This is a genomic window from Streptomyces sp. NPDC048297 (genome assembly GCF_043201585.1).
Taxonomy (GTDB): domain Bacteria; phylum Actinomycetota; class Actinomycetes; order Streptomycetales; family Streptomycetaceae; genus Streptomyces.
In genome coordinates this window covers 82,758-99,242 of record NZ_JBICZA010000007.1, presented here as the reverse complement: position 1 = coordinate 99,242, position 16,485 = coordinate 82,758, and the positions used below count along the sequence as shown (strand labels likewise).

At 72.9% G+C, this 16,485-nt stretch carries 16 protein-coding genes; 10 read left to right on the top strand and 6 right to left on the bottom strand.

Annotated elements, in window-relative coordinates:
• Window positions 1-374: 374 nt before the first annotated feature.
• Window positions 375-1,103: a DUF899 domain-containing protein gene (locus tag ACGFYV_RS09985; RefSeq protein ID WP_393877867.1), complete on the top strand. Its 729-nt coding sequence runs from the start codon at window positions 375-377 to the stop codon at window positions 1,101-1,103.
• 256 nt (window positions 1,104-1,359) lie between these two features.
• On the top strand, window positions 1,360-1,755 hold the full coding sequence (locus ACGFYV_RS09980) for a luciferase family protein (RefSeq protein WP_393877866.1): 396 nt from the start codon (window positions 1,360-1,362) through the stop codon (window positions 1,753-1,755).
• 146 nt (window positions 1,756-1,901) lie between these two features.
• On the opposite strand, the gene ACGFYV_RS09975 is transcribed toward ACGFYV_RS09980, so the two are convergent.
• On the bottom strand, window positions 1,902-2,681 hold the full coding sequence (locus ACGFYV_RS09975) for a DeoR/GlpR family DNA-binding transcription regulator (protein WP_393877865.1): 780 nt from the start codon (window positions 2,679-2,681) through the stop codon (window positions 1,902-1,904).
• A gap of 122 nt (window positions 2,682-2,803) precedes the next feature.
• Between ACGFYV_RS09975 and ACGFYV_RS09970 the strand changes: the two genes are divergently transcribed.
• Entirely contained in the window at window positions 2,804-3,685 is an 882-nt protein-coding gene (locus ACGFYV_RS09970; RefSeq protein WP_393877864.1) for an SIS domain-containing protein, read from the top strand.
• 26 nt (window positions 3,686-3,711) lie between these two features.
• The gene (locus ACGFYV_RS09965) at window positions 3,712-4,572 is read left to right on the top strand and encodes a ketose-bisphosphate aldolase (protein ID WP_393877863.1); all 861 of its coding nucleotides are present in this window, start codon (window positions 3,712-3,714) and stop codon (window positions 4,570-4,572) included.
• Between the two features lie 190 nt (window positions 4,573-4,762).
• On the opposite strand, the gene ACGFYV_RS09960 is transcribed toward ACGFYV_RS09965, so the two are convergent.
• Window positions 4,763-5,899: a methyltransferase gene (locus ACGFYV_RS09960; RefSeq protein WP_393878010.1), complete on the bottom strand. Its 1,137-nt coding sequence runs from the start codon at window positions 5,897-5,899 to the stop codon at window positions 4,763-4,765.
• A 78-nt stretch (window positions 5,900-5,977) separates the two neighbouring features.
• On the opposite strand from ACGFYV_RS09960, the gene ACGFYV_RS09955 reads away from it, so the two are divergent.
• From ACGFYV_RS09955 to ACGFYV_RS09935, 5 genes are all read left to right on the top strand, one after another.
• On the top strand, window positions 5,978-6,649 hold the full coding sequence (locus ACGFYV_RS09955) for an alpha-ketoglutarate-dependent dioxygenase AlkB family protein (RefSeq protein WP_393877862.1): 672 nt from the start codon (window positions 5,978-5,980) through the stop codon (window positions 6,647-6,649).
• A 95-nt stretch (window positions 6,650-6,744) separates the two neighbouring features.
• Window positions 6,745-7,983: an ROK family protein gene (locus tag ACGFYV_RS09950; protein ID WP_393877861.1), complete on the top strand. Its 1,239-nt coding sequence runs from the start codon at window positions 6,745-6,747 to the stop codon at window positions 7,981-7,983.
• Window positions 7,984-8,278: 295 nt separating this feature from the next.
• Window positions 8,279-8,569: an SHOCT domain-containing protein gene (locus ACGFYV_RS09945; protein WP_393877860.1), complete on the top strand. Its 291-nt coding sequence runs from the start codon at window positions 8,279-8,281 to the stop codon at window positions 8,567-8,569.
• Window positions 8,566-9,315: an ABC transporter ATP-binding protein gene (locus ACGFYV_RS09940; RefSeq protein ID WP_393877859.1), complete on the top strand. Its 750-nt coding sequence runs from the start codon at window positions 8,566-8,568 to the stop codon at window positions 9,313-9,315. The genes ACGFYV_RS09945 and ACGFYV_RS09940 overlap by 4 nt, the downstream gene beginning before the upstream one ends.
• Window positions 9,312-11,873, top strand: coding sequence for an ABC transporter permease (locus tag ACGFYV_RS09935; protein ID WP_393877858.1), 2,562 nt, complete (start codon window positions 9,312-9,314; stop codon window positions 11,871-11,873). The genes ACGFYV_RS09940 and ACGFYV_RS09935 overlap by 4 nt, the downstream gene beginning before the upstream one ends.
• Before the next feature lie 248 nt (window positions 11,874-12,121).
• On the opposite strand, the gene ACGFYV_RS09930 is transcribed toward ACGFYV_RS09935, so the two are convergent.
• Both ACGFYV_RS09930 and ACGFYV_RS09925 read right to left on the bottom strand, forming a co-directional pair.
• Entirely contained in the window at window positions 12,122-12,802 is a 681-nt protein-coding gene (locus tag ACGFYV_RS09930) for an ATP-binding protein (RefSeq protein ID WP_393878009.1), read from the bottom strand.
• 246 nt (window positions 12,803-13,048) lie between these two features.
• On the bottom strand, window positions 13,049-13,372 hold the full coding sequence (locus tag ACGFYV_RS09925) for a hypothetical protein (RefSeq protein ID WP_393877857.1): 324 nt from the start codon (window positions 13,370-13,372) through the stop codon (window positions 13,049-13,051).
• Window positions 13,373-13,660: 288 nt separating this feature from the next.
• Here ACGFYV_RS09925 and ACGFYV_RS09920 point away from each other — a divergent pair, with 288 nt between their 5' ends.
• Window positions 13,661-14,785 carry a PLP-dependent cysteine synthase family protein gene (locus tag ACGFYV_RS09920; RefSeq protein ID WP_393877856.1) on the top strand — a complete coding sequence of 375 codons (1,125 nt, stop codon included), beginning with the start codon at window positions 13,661-13,663 and terminating at the stop codon, window positions 14,783-14,785.
• Between the two features lie 169 nt (window positions 14,786-14,954).
• On the opposite strand, the gene ACGFYV_RS09915 is transcribed toward ACGFYV_RS09920, so the two are convergent.
• Together ACGFYV_RS09915 and ACGFYV_RS09910 are read right to left on the bottom strand one after the other, a co-directional pair.
• A complete protein-coding gene (locus ACGFYV_RS09915) occupies window positions 14,955-15,431 on the bottom strand; it encodes an SRPBCC family protein (RefSeq protein ID WP_393877855.1) in 477 nt (158 codons plus the stop codon).
• Window positions 15,432-15,501: 70 nt separating this feature from the next.
• Window positions 15,502-16,386, bottom strand: a complete 885-nt coding sequence (locus ACGFYV_RS09910; protein WP_393877854.1) for a DeoR/GlpR family DNA-binding transcription regulator — start codon at window positions 16,384-16,386, stop codon at window positions 15,502-15,504.
• Window positions 16,387-16,485: the final 99 nt, after the last annotated feature.

Here is a 16,485-nt window from a genome sequence, read left to right as displayed (position 1 = left end):
CAAGGGGGGCGCCGCGGCGGGTGCGCGCCCGGCCCGGGGTCCGTGTTCCGCAGGCGCAGGTGCAGGCCCAGGCGTAGGCCCGCGCAAGCGCGGTCGCTTGTCGAGACACGGCCCGCCCGAGGGACTCACCGATGACTTTCGGGCCTGGACGGTGTCGGTATCTGCGGAACACTGGAGAGGAGAGGCGAGGAATCCGTGGTGATCGAGTCGACTCTGCATCTCGTGCGCGGGGCTCGCGCCGCCGAGGGCCGTACGTGCCCGCTGCAGGGCGCTGTTGCCCCGGACGCCGCTGTTGCCCCGGACGCCGGGGCCGCCTAGCCGCGTTCCGCTCCTGTCCCCGCGATCTCCGACACGTCAGGAAGGTGAACGTCGTCATGAAGACACCCCCGATCGTCTCGCCGCAGGAGTGGGAGGAAGCGCGCCAGGAACTCCTGGTGGAGGAGAAGCGGTTGACCCGTGCCCGGGACGCGCTGGCCGCCAAGCGGCGGAGGATGCCCTGGCTGGCGGTGGAGAAGCGGTACGTGTTCGACGGCCCGAAGGAGCAGGCCGGACTGCTCGACCTGTTCGACGGCCGTCGTCAACTGATCGTCTACCGCGCCTTCTTCGAGCCCGGCGTCTTCGGCTGGCCGGAACACGCCTGCCGCGGCTGCTCCATGGTGGCCGACCACGTCGCCGACCTCGCGCATCTCCACGCCCGCGACACCACGCTCGTGTTCGCCTCACGCGCGCCGCAGCCGGACATCGAGCGGGTGAAGGCGCGGATGGGCTGGACGATGCCCTGGTACACCATCACCGACGACTTCGACACCGACTTCGGGGTGAACGAGTGGCACGGCACGAACGCGTTCATCCGCGAGGGCGACCGGGTGTTCCGCACCTACTTCGTCAACAACCGTGGTGACGAGGTGATGGGGAACACATGGACCTACCTCGACCTGACCGCGCTCGGGCGACAGGAGACCTGGGAGGACTCGCCCGAGGGCTATCCCCAGAGCCCGCCGTACGAATGGTGGAACTGGCACGACGCGTACAGCGACGCCGAGACGGCGCCCGAGTGGCTGGCCATCACCCGGCGAGCCACCGAGGACCAGGCGGAAGGATGAGAACTGGCGCGCGAGTTCGTCACACGTGAGGGTCTTTGTCCTACCGGAGCCCGGTGGGGGGAGTGCGCCGACGACGGGCCTTGTGCCGGTATCGGATTCGGGGCGCCCACAGGGTCCGACGTCGGCAACGGCACCCGGCGCGGGACCTGTTCGCGGCGCGGCCTGCCGGCCGGCGGCAGGTTCCCTCATGGGAACAGGTCGGTTAATGGTTGCTCACGCGATGGTTGCGGACGGGTGAGCGGTCCATGATGTAACCATGACGTTGGCCTCCCGCGCGTTCGCGCAACTGGCGACCTGGCCGGACCTGAGACGGACCGTCCCGAGCTGCGGCCTTGGGCGGGCGGTGAGTTCGATACACGGCGAGATCGCCCACTTCCACTCGTCCCGGGACGTCGACCTGCGGCTGACCGACCGGGCCATCCGGCGCTTCGCCAAGGACATGCGGCACACCGGAGCCGTCCGGATCGTGCCGGGTTCGCAGTGGGTGACCCTCAGGCTCGACGCCGCCAGCGACGTCGACCTGCTGCTCACCCTGGCGAGCGTGGCCCTGCAGGCCCAGCAGACCTGGCCCGACCCGGTCGGCCGGCTCCTGGTCGGCTGCAACGACCAGCGGGGCGCGGGGTTCGTGAAGGCCGACCTCAGCGGCGTCTGACACCGCTCGCCCCTGACGGACGATGCCCCGGCCCGCCGGTCCTCTCGTGGTCTTTTCGCGCCTGCCTTTCGCGCCGGGTCCTTCTCCGCCGGAACCGCGCACCATGCACCGCGGGCCACGAACCGAGCACCGCGCACCGCGCGACCTCACACCGCGAGGACCCGGATCCCCGCCTCCTCGAAGCGCCGCACGGTTCCCTCGTCGGCGGCCGCGTCCGTGACGAGCGTGTCCACCAGCTCCGCCGCGCAGATCCGGGCGAACGCCCGCTGGCCCAGCTTGCTGGAGTCGGCGGCCACCACCACTCGTTCGGCGCGCTCGCACAGCAGCCGGTTGATCGCGGCCTCGGCCTCGTCGTGAGCCGCCGCGCCGTGCGTGACGTCGAAGGCGACGACACCGAGGACCGCCATGTCGAGCGTGATCTGACCGAGCACCCCGTCCGCGAGCGGACCGATGAGCTCGTACGACTGCGCGCGTGCCACCCCGCCCGTCACCACGATCTTGAACTGGGGCCGTACCGCAAGCTCGTTGGCGATGTTGAGCGCGTTGGTGACGATGGTCAGCGCGGGTGTCCCGGTGCCGAGGTCGGGGCGTACGGCCAGGGCGCGGGCCACTTCCGTGGTGGTGGTGCCACCGGTCAGCCCCACCGCCTCGCCCGGCGCCACCAGCTCGGCCACCGCCTTGGCGATCCGCTGCTTCTCGGAGGCGCGGCGGGCCGTCTTGTAGCGCAACGGCAGTTCGTACGACACCCCGTGCACGACCGCCCCGCCCCGGGTGCGCACCAGCATCTGCTGCTCGGCGAGCTGGTCGAAGTCCCGGCGGATCGTCGCCGCCGACACCTCCAGCTCGGTCGCCGCTTCCTCGACATCCAGCCGGCCGCGCTCGACGAGCAGTTCCAGCAGCGCCTTCCAGCGGGCGTCCCGGGACATCCACAGCCTCCGTTCCTTGTGTACCGGCGACCCTAGCGCACCCCACTCTGAGCTCGGATGCTTGATTGTGTTCGAAAGCTCGCTATATCTTGCAGGAACAATCAGAGGGTGGAGGGTGTGGCATGAGCCATGTCGAAGGCGAACTGAACAGCCAGCCCGAGTGCTGGACCCGGGCGGCCGAGGAGGCGGGCCGGCACCGCGAGGCGCTGCCGGCGCCGGGGGAGCGGGTCGCGATCGTCGGGTGCGGGACCTCGTACTTCATGGCGCAGGCGGTGGCCGTCCTGCGCGAGTCGGCCGGGCAGGGCGAGACGGACGCGTTCGCCGCGTCCGAGTTCCCGCGAGGCCGCTCGTACGACCGTGTCGTCGCCCTCACCCGCTCCGGCACCACCACCGAAGTACTGGACCTGCTGGGGCAGTTGAAGGGCGGTACCCGGACCACGGCGATCACCGCCGACCCCGACACGCCCGTGATGAGCGCGGCCGACGACCTCGTCGTCCTGGACTTCGCCGACGAACGCTCCGTCGTGCAGACCCGGTTCGCGACCACCGCCCTCACCCTCCTGCGCGCCCACCTCGGACTGGACACCGACGCGGCCGTCGCGGACGCCCGCACGGCCCTCACCACCCCTCTGCCCGCGGCGCTCGTGGCATGCACCCAGTTCACCTTCCTGGGCCGGGGCTGGACCGTCGGACTCGCCAACGAGGCCGGTCTGAAGATGCGGGAGGCGTCCCTGTCCTGGACCGAGGCCTACCCCGCGATGGAGTACCGGCACGGTCCGATCAGCATCACCACCAAGGGCACCGCCACCTGGATGCTCGGCGAGGCGCCCGAGGGCCTGGCCGAACAGGTCCGCTCCACCGGCGGGTTGTGGATCGAGGGCGGCCTCGACCCGCTCGCCGAACTCGTCCGCGCCCAGCGCCTCGCGGTCGCCGTCGCCGACGCGCGCGGCCTCGACCCCGACCAGCCGCGTCACCTCACCCGCTCGGTGATCCTCGCCCCCTGACCCGTGTCCCGGAAGGGAGACAAGCCGTGCCCCTCGTGACCACCGGCGAACTGGTCACCCGAGCCGCCCTGACCGGCTCGGCCGTCGCCGCGTTCAACGTCATCACCCTCGAACACGTCGAGGCCGTCATCGCCGGTGCCGAGTCCGCGGACGCCCCCGTGGTCCTGCAAGTCAGCGAGAACGCCGTCAAGTTCCGTTACGGACGGCTTCTGCCGCTGGCCCGCGCGGCCGTCGCCGCCGCCGAACGCGCCGACGTGCCCGTCGCGTTGCACCTCGACCACGTGCAGAGCGACGACCTGCTGCGCCAGGCACCCGGAGTCGGCTTCAGCTCCGTGATGTACGACGCCGCCCGGCTGCCCTACGCCGCGAACCTGGACGCCACCCGGGCCGCGGCCGACTGGGCGCACGGCCAGGGCCTGTGGATCGAGGCCGAACTCGGGCAGGTCGGCGGCAAGGACGGCCGGCCGCCGCTGGACGCCCACGCGCCCGGCGCCCGCACCGACCCCGACCAGGCCCGTGACTTCGTGGCCCGCACCGAGGTCGACGCCCTGGCCGTGGCCATCGGCAGCGTGCACGCCATGACCACCCGCACCGCCACCCTCGACCAGGGCCTGCTCAAACGGCTGTCCGCCGCGCTCACCGTCCCGCTCGTCCTGCACGGCTCCTCGGGCGTACCGGACGACGCCCTGGTCGCCGCCGTCGCGGGCGGCATCGGCAAGGTCAACGTCGGCACCGCCCTCAACGCCGCGATGACCGCAGCGATCCGGGAGTTCCTCGCCACCCATCCGGAGGCCGTCGACTCCCGGAAGTACCTCAGCGTGGGCCGGGAGGCCATGGCCCGGGAGGTGACCCGGATCATCGGCGTCCTCAGCCGCAACGCGGACTGACCGCGCGGCGGAGGGCCCGGCACCCGGGCGAAGCACCTCACATGGCCGACGTCGGTGGGCTCACATGGACGGCATCGGTGCGGCGCACATGGCCGGCATCGGCGCACCTCACATGACCGGCGTCGGTGCGGCGCGCACACGGCCTCGCGCGCCGCACCGATGCCGGATGTCGGACGTCCGACGTCCGTTCCTACCCCTGCTTGACGGCCTTCAGCAGCACGAACTTCCGGTCGCTCGCGACGAGTTCGCTGTTCCCGAACAGCCGCTTGAGCTTGACGTGGTACCCCAGGTGCCGGTTCCCGATCACCCACAGCTCACCGCCGGGCCGCAGCGCGCGCTTCGCCCCGGTGAACATCCGCCACGCCGTCGCGTCGGTCGTCGCCTGATGGGAGTGGAACGGCGGGTTGTTCAGGACGAGGTCCGCACTCCCGGGCGCCACCCCGGCCAGCCCGTCCCCGACCCGGAACTCGGCGTGCCCCGGCACCCCGTTGGCCCGGTACGTCGCCTCGGCCGAGGCGATGGCCTGGAACGACTCGTCCACGAACAGCACTTCGGCGTCCGGGTCGGCCAGCGCCACCGCCGTACCGACGACTCCGTTGCCGCAGCCGAGGTCCACCACCCGGCCCCCGCGCGGCCCGTCCGGCAGGTGCCGCAGAAGGAACCGGGTGCCGATGTCCAGCCGGTCGGCGCAGAACACGCCCGCGTGGTTGACGACCGTGCCCCCGGACGCCGCGCCGATCCCGTCCGGCAGGGCGTAGCGGTACGGCCACGGGTTCGCCGGCCGCACCAGGGACGGGTCGGGGGTGCAGAAGATCAGCCGGGCCTTCTGCCGCGCCAGCGACGTCCGGGTCGGCCCCAGAATCCGCTCGAACAGCTGAAGCGTGGACGTGTGGATCTCCTTCACCATTCCGGTGCCGATGACCACCGTTTCCTCGTGCACGGCGGGCGCGAGCCGCAGCAACTGGTCCTCCAGCAGCGCCAGGCTCTTCGGCACCCGTACGAGGAGCACGTCCACGCGTTCCGGCGGCGGATCCTGGGTGGTGAGCAGGGACACGGCACCCGGTTCGACACCGGCCCGCGCCAGATTCAGGCGGGTCGCCTCCTGGCTCAGGAAGGAGTCGGTGATCTGCGTCGGCCGGTGCGCCGCGAGGGCCGTCGCCAGGGCGCCCCAGCGGTCGCCGACCACGACGACCGAGCCCGTGAGCGCCACCCCTTCCTCGGCCAGGTGCCGCAGCAGGTAGGAGTCGGAGGCGTCCCAGGCGCGCAGCCGGTCGCGGGGATCCTCGGGGAAGCGGGACAGATCGATCTCGCCCCACGGAGTCGTCATACGGTCGTTCATCGTGCTCCAGGCTAGCCGAGCCCCAGCTCAGCACCGGTCGGGCGGGATTCGGGCAGGATGGAGCACATGGACGTGGAACTGTTCGCGCGCGAGCCGTCCGAGGTCGCGCCGTGCGCCGTGCACGTCCCGCACTGGCTGGACACCGAGCGACAGCGCGCGCTGCTCACCGCCTGCCGGGACTGGGCGCGGCCCCCCGCCGGGCTGCGCACGGTCCGCACCCCGGGCGGCGGCACGATGACCGCCCGCCAGGTCTGCCTGGGCCGGCACTGGTACCCCTACGGCTACGCCCTCACCGTCGTCGACGGCGACCACGCCCCCGTGAAGCCGTTTCCGCCCTGGCTGGACACGCTGGCCCGCGCCGCGGTGGCCGACGCGCTCGGCCCGTCATCGGTCCCGGCCGAGCCGTACGACATCGCGCTGATCAACTACTACGACGGCGACGCCCGCATGGGCATGCACCGCGACAGCGACGAGAAGACGGACGCGCCGGTGGTCTCGCTCAGCCTCGGCGACACCTGCGTGTTCCGTTTCGGCAACACCGAGACGCGGACGAAGCCTTACACGGACGTGGAACTGCGCAGCGGCGACCTGTTCGTCTTCGGCGGAGAGTCCCGCTTCGCCTTCCACGGAGTGCCGCGCGTGCACCCGGGCACGGCACCGCCCGAACTGGGGCTGGCCGGGCGGCTGAACATCACCCTGCGGGTGAGCGGGCTGCCGGGGACGGGCGGGGCGGGGTGACGGCTGTCGGATCCGGTCGGGGTGAGGGGTGGACGGGCGGCTGCCGGATCCGGGCGGCGGCCACGGCGGGTCCGGATCATGGGAGACTCACCCTCATGAGCGGCAAGGCGGACCCCCGGAAGGCGGGGGAAGGGGCCATCTCAAGGGCGCGGCTGGACCGGGGGCGCGGTGCGCTCGGACCCGCCCTGGAGCTGGTGCACACCGGGCGGGCTCCCACCCGGGCCGTGCTCACCGCCGAACTCGGGGTCACCCGGGCGACGGCCGGGGCGGTCGCCGCCGAGCTGGAGGCGCTGGGCCTGATCCGGGTGGACGCCCGGCCGGGCGCGGCAGCCGGTTCCCAGGGGCGTCCCTCGCACCGGCTGGAGGTCGCCGAGGACGGCCCCGTGGCCCTCGCGGCACAGATCCACGCCGACGGCTTCCGGGCCGCGCTGGTGGGCCTGGGCGGCCGGATCGTGGCGACCGCGCCCGGCTGCGAGACCGTCGACGCCGACCCGGCGAAGGTGCTGGGCTCCGTCGTCGAGGCGGGCGCCGCACTCCTGCGCGAGACGGGCCTGCGCTGCGTGGGCGCCGGGCTCGCCGTCCCCTCGGCCGTCGCCGAACCCGACGGGCTGGCCCTCAACCCCCTGCACCTGGCCTGGCCGGTGGGGGCGCCGGTGCGCCGGATCTTCGCGGAGTGCGTGCGCGCCGCGGGCATCACCGGCCGCGCGTTCACGGGCAACGACGTCAACCTCGCCGCCCTCGCCGAACACCGGCACGGCGCCGGCCGGGGCGCCCGGGACCTGCTGTGCGTGGCCACCGGGCACCGGGGCGTCGGCGGTGCCCTGGTCCTCGACGGCCGCCTGCACACCGGCAGTTCGGGCCTCGCCCTGGAGGTCGGGCACCTCACCGTCAACCCCGAGGGCCGCCCCTGCCACTGCGGCAGCCGCGGCTGCCTGGACGTCGAGGCCGACCCGATGGCCCTGCTCGTGGAGGCCGGCCGCGACCCGGGCCCCGAGGTCTCCCTGCTCCAGCAGGCCAACGACCTGCTGCGCACGCAGTACGCGGACCCGTCCGTCCGCACCGCGGCCGAGGTCCTGATCGACCGCCTCGGCCTCGGCCTCGCAGGCCTGGTCAACATCCTCAACCCCGACCGCATCATCCTCGGCGGCCTGCACCGCACCCTCCTCGACGCCGACCCCGAGCGCCTGCGCGCCGTCGTCGCCGACCGCAGCCTCTGGGGCCAGAGCGGCGGCGTCCCCATCCTCCCCTGCACCCTCGACCACAACAGCCTGGTCGGCGCCGCCGAACTGGCCTGGCAACCGGTCCTCGACGACCCACTGGACGCACTGCAGTGACCACGCGGTCGCCGGGCCCGACCGGCTCCAACTGACCGGCGCAGCCGCCGACCTCCCGCCTCACCCGTCCCCCCTGCGCTCGCGCATCTTCAGAGTCATCGCTGTCTCAACTCCTGGATCAGGCCACCGGGCGGATCAGGGCACCAGGACGTACCGGGGGAGCAGCCTCGCCGGGCCCGTGTACTCCCGCGGAGGTACGCACACTGCCGCCGGTCGCACGACGACCCGGACCCCCTGTCGGAGGGAGCCTCGTGGCATCACCCGAAGAGCCTTCCGACAACGGAGATGACCCGAGATGCAGACCCTGGCGAACTGGGACGGCGGACCCGGCCCGTGGATCCTTTTCTTCCCCCTGATCTGGGCGGCCGTCGTGGTCGCCGTCGTCACGTTCCTGCGCCGCACCGCCCGGTGGGGCCGCGGTGGTCCCTGGCGCGCCCTGGACGGCGCCCGCCCGGCGGGCGACTCGCCGCTCGCGGTCCTCGGCCGCCGTTTCGCCTCCGGAGAGATCGACGAGGACGAGTACTGGCGCCGGCTGTCCGTCCTGGAGGAGCAGTTCGGCCGCGCCGGCAAGGGCGGTGCGGCATGACCACGACGACCGCACTGCGCACGGCGGCCCGCGTGGCGGGCGCGGTCAAGGTGTATGGCGGTGGCGACACCGCCGTGCGCGCCCTGGACGGCGTGGACGTCGACTTCCCGGCCGGACGCTTCACCGCGATCATGGGCCCCTCCGGCTCCGGCAAGTCCACCCTGATGCACTGCGCGGCCGGACTCGACACGCTCACCTCGGGCGCCGCCTACATCGGCGACACCGAACTGGGCACCCTCGACGACCGCCGGCTGACCCTGCTGCGCCGCGACCGGATCGGCTTCGTCTTCCAGGCGTTCAACCTGGTGCCGACCCTGACCGTCGCCGAGAACATCACCCTGCCCCTCGACCTCGCCGGACGGCGCGGCGACCGCGAGTGGATCGACGCGCTCGTGGACATCGTCGGACTGCGCGACCGGCTGCGCCACCGGCCCTCCGAGCTGTCCGGCGGACAGCAGCAACGCGTCGCCGTGGCACGGGCGTTCGCCGGGCGCCCGGACGTCGTCTTCGCCGACGAACCGACCGGCAACCTCGACTCCCGCTCCGGTGAAGAGGTCCTCGGGCTCCTCGGCCGCGCCGTACGGCAGATGGAGCGCACGGTCGTCATGGTCACCCACGACCCGGTCGCCGCCGCCCACGCCGACGAGGTGGTCTTCCTCGCCGACGGACGGCTCGTCGACCGGATGCCGTCCCCGACCGCCGACAAGGTCCTGGACCGCATGAAGGCCTTGGAGGTGAGGTCGTGAACGCCTCTTGGCGGCTCAGCCTCAACTCCCTGCGCACGCACCGGCGTCGCTTCGCCGGCACGTTCCTCGCCGTGCTCCTCGGCGTCGCCTTCCTCGCCGGCACGCTCGTCATGGGCGACACCCTGCGCGCCGGCTTCGACACCATGTTCGGCGAGGCCACCAGCGGCACGGACGCCGTCGTACGCGGCGCCGACGCCATCACCGCGCCCGGCGAGGCCCAGGGCGTACGGCGGCCCGTCGACACCTCCCTGCTGACCGCGATCGAACGCGTCCCCGGCGTGGCCGCCGCCGCCCCGGACATCCAGGGCGCCGGCCAACTCGTCGGCAGCGACGGCAAACCGATCGGCGGCCAGGGTCCGCCCACCCTCGCCGGCAACTGGATCGCCGACCCGGAACTCAACCCGTACCGGCTCGCCGAAGGCCGCGTGCCCGCCCGCTCGGGCGAGGTCGTGGTGAACCGGGGCGCCGCGAAGAAGGGCGGCCTGAAGATCGGTGACACCACCGTCCTGCGCACCCCCGACCCGGTCCACGTGACCGTCGTCGGCCTCGCCACCTTCGGCGGCCAGGACGGCATGGCCCAGGTGACCTTCACCGGCATGACCCGCGCCGACGCCGAGAAGTACCTCACCGCACGCCCCGGCCAGGCGGCCAGCATCCAGGTGCGGGCCGGCCCGGGGGTGAGCCAGCAGGAACTGGCGCGGCGGCTGACTCCCGTACTGCCCAAGGGTGTTGAGGTGATCACCGGCCGGCAGTCGGCGCAGGAGAACACCGACATGATCTCCAGCCAGTTCCTGACCCTCTTCACCACCTTCCTGCTCGTCTTCTCCGGTGTCGCCCTGCTGGTCGCCACCTTCTCCATCCACAACACGTTCGCCATCGTCGTCGCCCAACGCACCCGCGAGAACGCCCTGTTGCGCGCCCTCGGTGCCGCGCGCCGCCAGGTGACCGCCTCCGCCCTCGCCGAGGCGAGCGTGGTCGCCGTCACCGCCTCCCTCGCCGGACTCGCGGGCGGCGTCGGCATCGCCGCCGGGCTCCAGGCGCTCTTCCCGGCGATCGGATTCCCCTTCCCCGACGGCGACTTGGTGATCAAGACACTGTCGATGGTGCTGCCGCTCGCCGTCGGCATCCTCGTCTGCCTGGGCTCCGCGCTGCTGCCCGCCGTACGCGCCGGACGCACCGCCCCGCTGGCCGCCCTGCGCGAGACGGCCGTCGACACCTCCGGCGCCTCCCGTCCACGCGTGATCGCCGGTACCGTCCTCGGCGCCGCGGCACTGGCCGCCACCCTCACGGGTGTCCTGGTCCGGCCGTCCGTCTGGCTCGCGGGACTCGGCGCGCTGCTCGCGCCCGCGTCCTTCGTGGTCCTCGGCCCGGTCGCCGCCACCACCGCCGTACGCGTCCTCGGCGCTCCCCTGGACCGGCTGCGCGGCGTCACCGGGGCCCTCGCCCGGCGCAATGCCCTGCGCAGCCCCAGGCGGACGGCCGCGACCGCGAGCGCCCTGATGATCGGCGTCGCCGTCGTCTCGCTGTTCACCGTGTTCGGCGCCTCGCTGAAGGCCACCATGGACCAGACGGTCTCCCGGTCCTTCGCGGGCGACCTCGCCGTCAGCGCACCCTCCTTCGGCGCGGGCGGCAGCGGGCTCAGCCCCCGGCTCGCCCCGGCCCTGCAGCGACTGCCCGAGGTGGACACCGCCGTCGGACTCGGCCGCGGAGTCGCCGAAGTCGACGGCAAGGGGCGGGCACTGACCGTCACCGACCCGGCCGCGCTCGCCCGCACCTTCGACCTGGGCACCGTCACCGGTGACCTGAACGGCCTCGGCACCGACGGCATCGCGCTCACCCGCACCGAGGCCGACCGGCAGGGCCTGCGCACCGGAGACACGGCACGGCTCACGTTCACCGACGGCAGGACCCAGGACTTCACCGTCCGGGCCGTCTACGGTCGGTCCGAACTCGCCGGCGACTACGTCATCACGCGCGCCGCCTGGCAGCCCCATCGCACCCAGGACTCCGACACCCTGATCGCCGTCACCTTCAGGCACGGGGTGAGCGCCGACGCCGGGAAGGCCGCGGTGCGCGAGACGGCCGCCCGCTACGGCAACCCCGAGGTGCAGACCCGCGACGAGTACGCGCGTTCCTCGGCCGCCGGCATCGACATGATGCTGACCCTGGTCTACGCGCTCCTCGCCCTCGCGGTGGTCATCGCCCTGCTCGGCATCGCCAACACGCTGACCCTCGCCCTGCACGAACGCACCCGGGAACTGGGTCTGCTCCGGGCCGTCGGCCAGACCCGCGCCCAACTACGGGCCATGGTCCGCTGGGAGTCGGTCCTGGTCGCCGCGTTCGGCACGGCGGGCGGGCTCGGACTCGGCGCCTACCTCGGCTGGGTCCTGGTGAAGGCCTCCGACGGCGCGAGCGACACCGCGTTCGCCTTCTCGCTCCCGCCGGCCCGGCTCGCCGTCGTGGCCCTGGTCGGCCTCGCGGCAGGCGCCCTCGCGGGCCTGCGCCCGGCCCGCCGAGCCGCCCGCCTGGACGTCCTGCGGGCCATCGCCACCGAGTGAGGCCGCGCCGTACGACGCCGGGAGCGACCGGTACGACGTCGTACGGCGGCGGCAACGACAGCGAAGGCCGCGGCCATATCGACGGCGACGGTGATGACGACGGCGACGGCGACGGCGACGGCGCGGGTCCGGTCGGCACCCGGCCCAGGCCGTGCGTCTACGCCTGGATGCCGCAGCCCCGGCACGGCGCGGGCGGTGGGTCATGGCGACCCACCGCCCGCTCGCCGTGCCGGGTTGTCACCGCCCGGTCAACCGGGAACGGCCGACCGGGCGGGAGCGGGTGTGGAGACGGAGGCCGCGACCGGTTCCGGTGCTGGTGCCGAGACGGAGGCCGCGACCGGTGCAGGCGCGGGCGCGGGTGCCGAGACCGGGGCCGGGGCCGGGGCCGGAGTGCGCGCCGGTGTCATGGCCGAGGTGGGGGTCGCGGTCGGTGCCGGTGCCGCGGCGGCGACGGGAGCCGGGGCGGGCCGCACCTCCGTGAGCCGGGGCACCGGCTGCTGCTCGGCCGTGCGGTGCGGCACCCGGGCCGGCTGCCCGTGCGCGGCGACGGAGGCGGGCAGCGTGAACCACACGACCTTGCCGTCGTCCCCTTCCGGACGCGCGCCCCAACTCTCGCTCACCGCGGCCACCATCGCCAGGCCTCGCCCGCAGGTGGCCAGCGGGAGGGCGTCGGCCGCCTCCGCCGTGTCGGCCACCACCGGGAGCCGCGGATCGTGGTCGCGCACCGAGACGGTGAGCCGGTCGGACAGCAGTTCAAGCTCGACGGTGCAGGACTTGTCGGGCCGGGCGTGCCGGTGGACGTTGCTGAGCAGCTCCGTCACACCGAGCGCGGCCCGGTCGATCAATGGGTCCATATGCCAATAGCGCAACTGCGCAGATACGATTCTGCGGACCTGTCCGATCCGCGACGGCAGGGCTTGCAGCTCCACCGTGCAGTGTCTGCTTGGGTGACTGATCACGGCTGCGACTCCCCGATGTGAGGTCCGGAGAAACCGGAGGAACACGGAGAACACGAGAACAACGGATCCAGCAGAATGGTGCTTGCGTCCAAACGTCCGACTGCTGTCGTGGCCGGCGGGCTGGGTCGCAGCGTAGCCGCCGGTAAACCCAGAGTGACGTGAGACCAGCGTGGCGCAGTGGCCGTACTCCCGCAACTCGCCGCGACGGGGCGCAGGTCAGGTGCCGCGCCCGGCCGCCCGGCGCACCGCTTCGACGAACCGCCGTGCCGCGGGCGGTCCCGCCCGGCCCGGCGCGGGGTCCTGCTCACCGAGGGTCAGCTGATAGCGGTTGCCGTTGAGGTCGGCCGACGCGCGGTCGTCGGAGGCGTACCAGGGCTTGGAGGCGCGCACCGCCTGCACCGGCGCGCTGTCGATCTCGCTGCCGTAGCTGTTCAGCAGCTCCAGCCTGCCGTCGCTGATGCGGACCTTGCCGGCCCGGGTGAGCGAGCGCAGCCCCCTGCCGATCCGCACGCCCGTGGCCGTGAACTCCGGCTCCGCCATCCCTCGCCGCCCCCTCGTGCGCGTCGCTCGCCCCCGTCCGGGACGATCGTCCCCTGCGGTGCAGTCTGCTCCGATGCGGCCCGGAGCACCAGTGCGCGCAGGGGGCGCGCGTCCGGCGCCCGGAGCACTCGCGCCAATGCGCCCGAGTCCCTCGCACGGCGTGCCCCAGCCTCGCTTTGGGTGGCTCAAAGATGCGTTTATGCAGGTGGGAAGCGGTCTGGAAGGTGCCTATTATCGAATTGCCGGCCGCGCGAGGAGCCGTCGGCGCCCACCGTAAGGAGCCCCGCCGTGAGCACCACACCCCGGACCCGCACCGGCGCCACGCTCGATGCCGACCGCAGCGACGCCGTCTACCGCGCCTGGCTGAAAGAGGCCGTCCGCAAGGTCCAGGCCGACGCCAACCGCTCCGCGGACACGCACCTGCTGCGCTTCCCGCTGCCCGAACAGTGGGGCATCGACCTGTACCTGAAGGACGAGTCGACCCACCCGACGGGCAGCCTCAAACACCGCCTCGCGCGCTCCCTGTTCCTCTACGGCCTCTGCAACGGCTGGATCCGCCCGGATCGCCCGGTCATCGAGGCGTCCAGCGGTTCGACGGCCGTCTCCGAGGCGTATTTCGCCAAGCTGATCGGGGTTCCCTTCATCGCGGTGATGCCGCGCACGACGAGCGCGGAGAAGTGCCGGCTCATCGAATTCCACGGCGGGCAGTGCCACTTCGTGGACGACTCCCGGCAGATGTACGAGGAGTCCGCGCGCCTCGCGGTGGAGACCGGTGGCCACTACATGGACCAGTTCACCTACGCCGAGCGCGCCACCGACTGGCGCGGCAACAACAACATCGCCGAATCCATCTTCCGCCAGCTGGAGTTGGAGCGGTTCCCGGAACCCGCCTGGATCGTCGCCACGGCCGGCACCGGCGGCACCTCGGCGACCCTCGCGCGCTACGTCCACTACATGCAGTACGACACCCGCATCTGCGTCGCCGACCCCGACAACTCCTGTTTCTTCGAGGGCTGGACGGCCGGCGATCCGGACGTCACCTGTGACTGCGGCTCCCGCATCGAGGGGATCGGCAGGCCGCGCATGGAGCCGAGCTTCGTGCCCGGCGCGATCGACCGCATGATGAAGGTCCCGGACGCCGCCAGCGTGGCCGCCGTACGCGCCCTGGAACGGGCCATCGGCCGCAAGGCGGGCGGCTCGACGGGAACCGGCCTGTGGAGCGCGCTGAAGATCGTCGCCGAGATGGTGGCCGAGGGGCGCACGGGCAGCGTGGTCACCCTGCTGTGCGACCCGGGTGACCGCTACCTCGACAAGTACTACTCGGACAGCTGGCTGGAGGAGCAGGGGCTGGACATCGCCCCCTACACAGAGGCCATCGAGACCCTGCTGTCGACGGGCGTGTGGACGGACTGAGCCGAAGGGGCCGTACGCGGCGATGGGACCGTGCGCGCTGAAGGGGCCGTACGCGGCGATGGGACCGTGCGCGCTGAAGGGTCCGTACGCGGCGAAGGGGTCGTGCGCGTTGAAGGGGTCGCGCGCGTTGAAGGGTTCGTACGCGGCGAAGGCCGGTCGCGGTGGCCCGTCAGCCGGCCAGGCGACGGTCCAGCGCGTCGACCGCCTGCCGGAACGAGCGCCCCACGCCCGCGCGGGCGAGCCGGCACACGAAGCGGAAGACGGCCGTGCCGTCCAGCGCGAAGGTCATCCGGACACAGGTACCGGCGTCGGGTCCCGGGCCGGCCGGAGTGAGCTGCCACTCCTCGATCCAGGCGCGGGCACCGGGGGTGTTGGTCACGTCGACCCGGTAGGCGTACAGCTCGGGTTCCTGCGCGGCGAGCACCGACTCCCGGAAGCGGACACCGCCCCGCAGCCGCACCTCACGCCCGCCGTCGGTCGCCCGCACCGAGGCCACCGCGGAGAACCACGCGGGCCAGTCGGCCACGTCCTTCGCGAGCGCCTGGAAGACCGCGTCCGGCGGGGCGGCGATGTTGCGGGCGAACACGAGCCGTACGGGAGCGGTTCCGGTGAACTCGATTCCCACCGGGCGCAGACGGTGAGCCATGACGACGAACCCCCTCCTGAAGTCCCCGGGAAACCAGGGGAACCAAGCCGTCAGACTAACTGACGAGTCATCAGGTGTCTTCGGCGCCCTCGGAGTCCTCGGTGTCTCTGGAGTCCTCCGTGCCCTTGGAGTCCTCGTCGTCGTCCGGCTCACCCGCCACCACCAGGCGCCGCAGGTGCTCGGCGATCTCCGCCCGCGCCTCGGCGGGCAGCCCCGCGTCCGTGACCAGTGTGTCCACCTGCCCCAGCGTGGCGAACGAACTCAGGCCCACCGTCCCCCACTTGGTGTGGTCGGCGACCACCACGACCCGCCGCGCCGACTGCACCAGCCGGCGGTTGGTCTCCGCCTCGGCGAGGTTCGGCGTGGACAGACCGGCCTCCACCGATATGCCGTGCACACCGAGGAAGAGCAGATCGAAGTGGAGCGCGGCGATCGCCTGGTCGGCGACCGGTCCGACGAGCGAGTCGGACGGGGTCCGCACCCCGCCCGTCAGCACCACCGTGGCCGCGCCCTGCCGCTCGCCCGAGGTGCGCTGCGCCGCGTGGAAGACGTCCGCGACCCGCACCGAGTTCGTCACCACGGTCAGGTCGGGCACCTCCAGCAGATGCTGGGCGAGCGCGTAGGTCGTCGTACCGCCGGACAGCGCGATCGCCGTTCCCGGCGTGACCAGCCGCGCGGCGCTGCGCGCGATGTCCTCCTTGGCGGACAGCTCCAGACCCGACTTGGCCTCGAAGCCGGGTTCGTGCGTGCTCGGCTCGACCACCGGCACCGCGCCGCCGTGCACCTTCTCCAGCACCCCCTGGCGGGCGAGCGCGTCCAGATCGCGGCGCACGGTCATGTCCGACACGCCGAGCTTGCGCGTCAGCTCGTTGACGCGGACGCCGCCCCGGCGCCGGACCTCGTCCACGATCAGGGCGCGGCGCTGTTCGGCGAGGAGGTTCTGATTCTCGCTCACGTACGCTCCGGTCCTTTCGCCGCAACCCGTCCGACACCCCTGGCACGCCTCCCGCGACCTGGACGTTCCATGCCTCGGGTCGCGTGGGCGTCTCATCTT

Coding starts and splice junctions, on each gene's coding strand:
- ACGFYV_RS09985 (WP_393877867.1), top strand. CDS start 375: ATGAAGACACCCCCGATCGTCTCGCCGCAGGAGTGGGAGGAAGCGCGC.
- ACGFYV_RS09980 (WP_393877866.1), top strand. CDS start 1,360: ATGACGTTGGCCTCCCGCGCGTTCGCGCAACTGGCGACCTGGCCGGAC.
- ACGFYV_RS09975 (WP_393877865.1), bottom strand. CDS start 2,681: ATGTCCCGGGACGCCCGCTGGAAGGCGCTGCTGGAACTGCTCGTCGAG.
- ACGFYV_RS09970 (WP_393877864.1), top strand. CDS start 2,804: ATGAGCCATGTCGAAGGCGAACTGAACAGCCAGCCCGAGTGCTGGACC.
- ACGFYV_RS09960 (WP_393878010.1), bottom strand. CDS start 5,899: ATGACGACTCCGTGGGGCGAGATCGATCTGTCCCGCTTCCCCGAGGAT.
- ACGFYV_RS09955 (WP_393877862.1), top strand. CDS start 5,978: ATGGACGTGGAACTGTTCGCGCGCGAGCCGTCCGAGGTCGCGCCGTGC.
- ACGFYV_RS09950 (WP_393877861.1), top strand. CDS start 6,745: ATGAGCGGCAAGGCGGACCCCCGGAAGGCGGGGGAAGGGGCCATCTCA.
- ACGFYV_RS09945 (WP_393877860.1), top strand. CDS start 8,279: ATGCAGACCCTGGCGAACTGGGACGGCGGACCCGGCCCGTGGATCCTT.
- ACGFYV_RS09940 (WP_393877859.1), top strand. CDS start 8,566: ATGACCACGACGACCGCACTGCGCACGGCGGCCCGCGTGGCGGGCGCG.
- ACGFYV_RS09925 (WP_393877857.1), bottom strand. CDS start 13,372: ATGGCGGAGCCGGAGTTCACGGCCACGGGCGTGCGGATCGGCAGGGGG.
- ACGFYV_RS09915 (WP_393877855.1), bottom strand. CDS start 15,431: ATGGCTCACCGTCTGCGCCCGGTGGGAATCGAGTTCACCGGAACCGCT.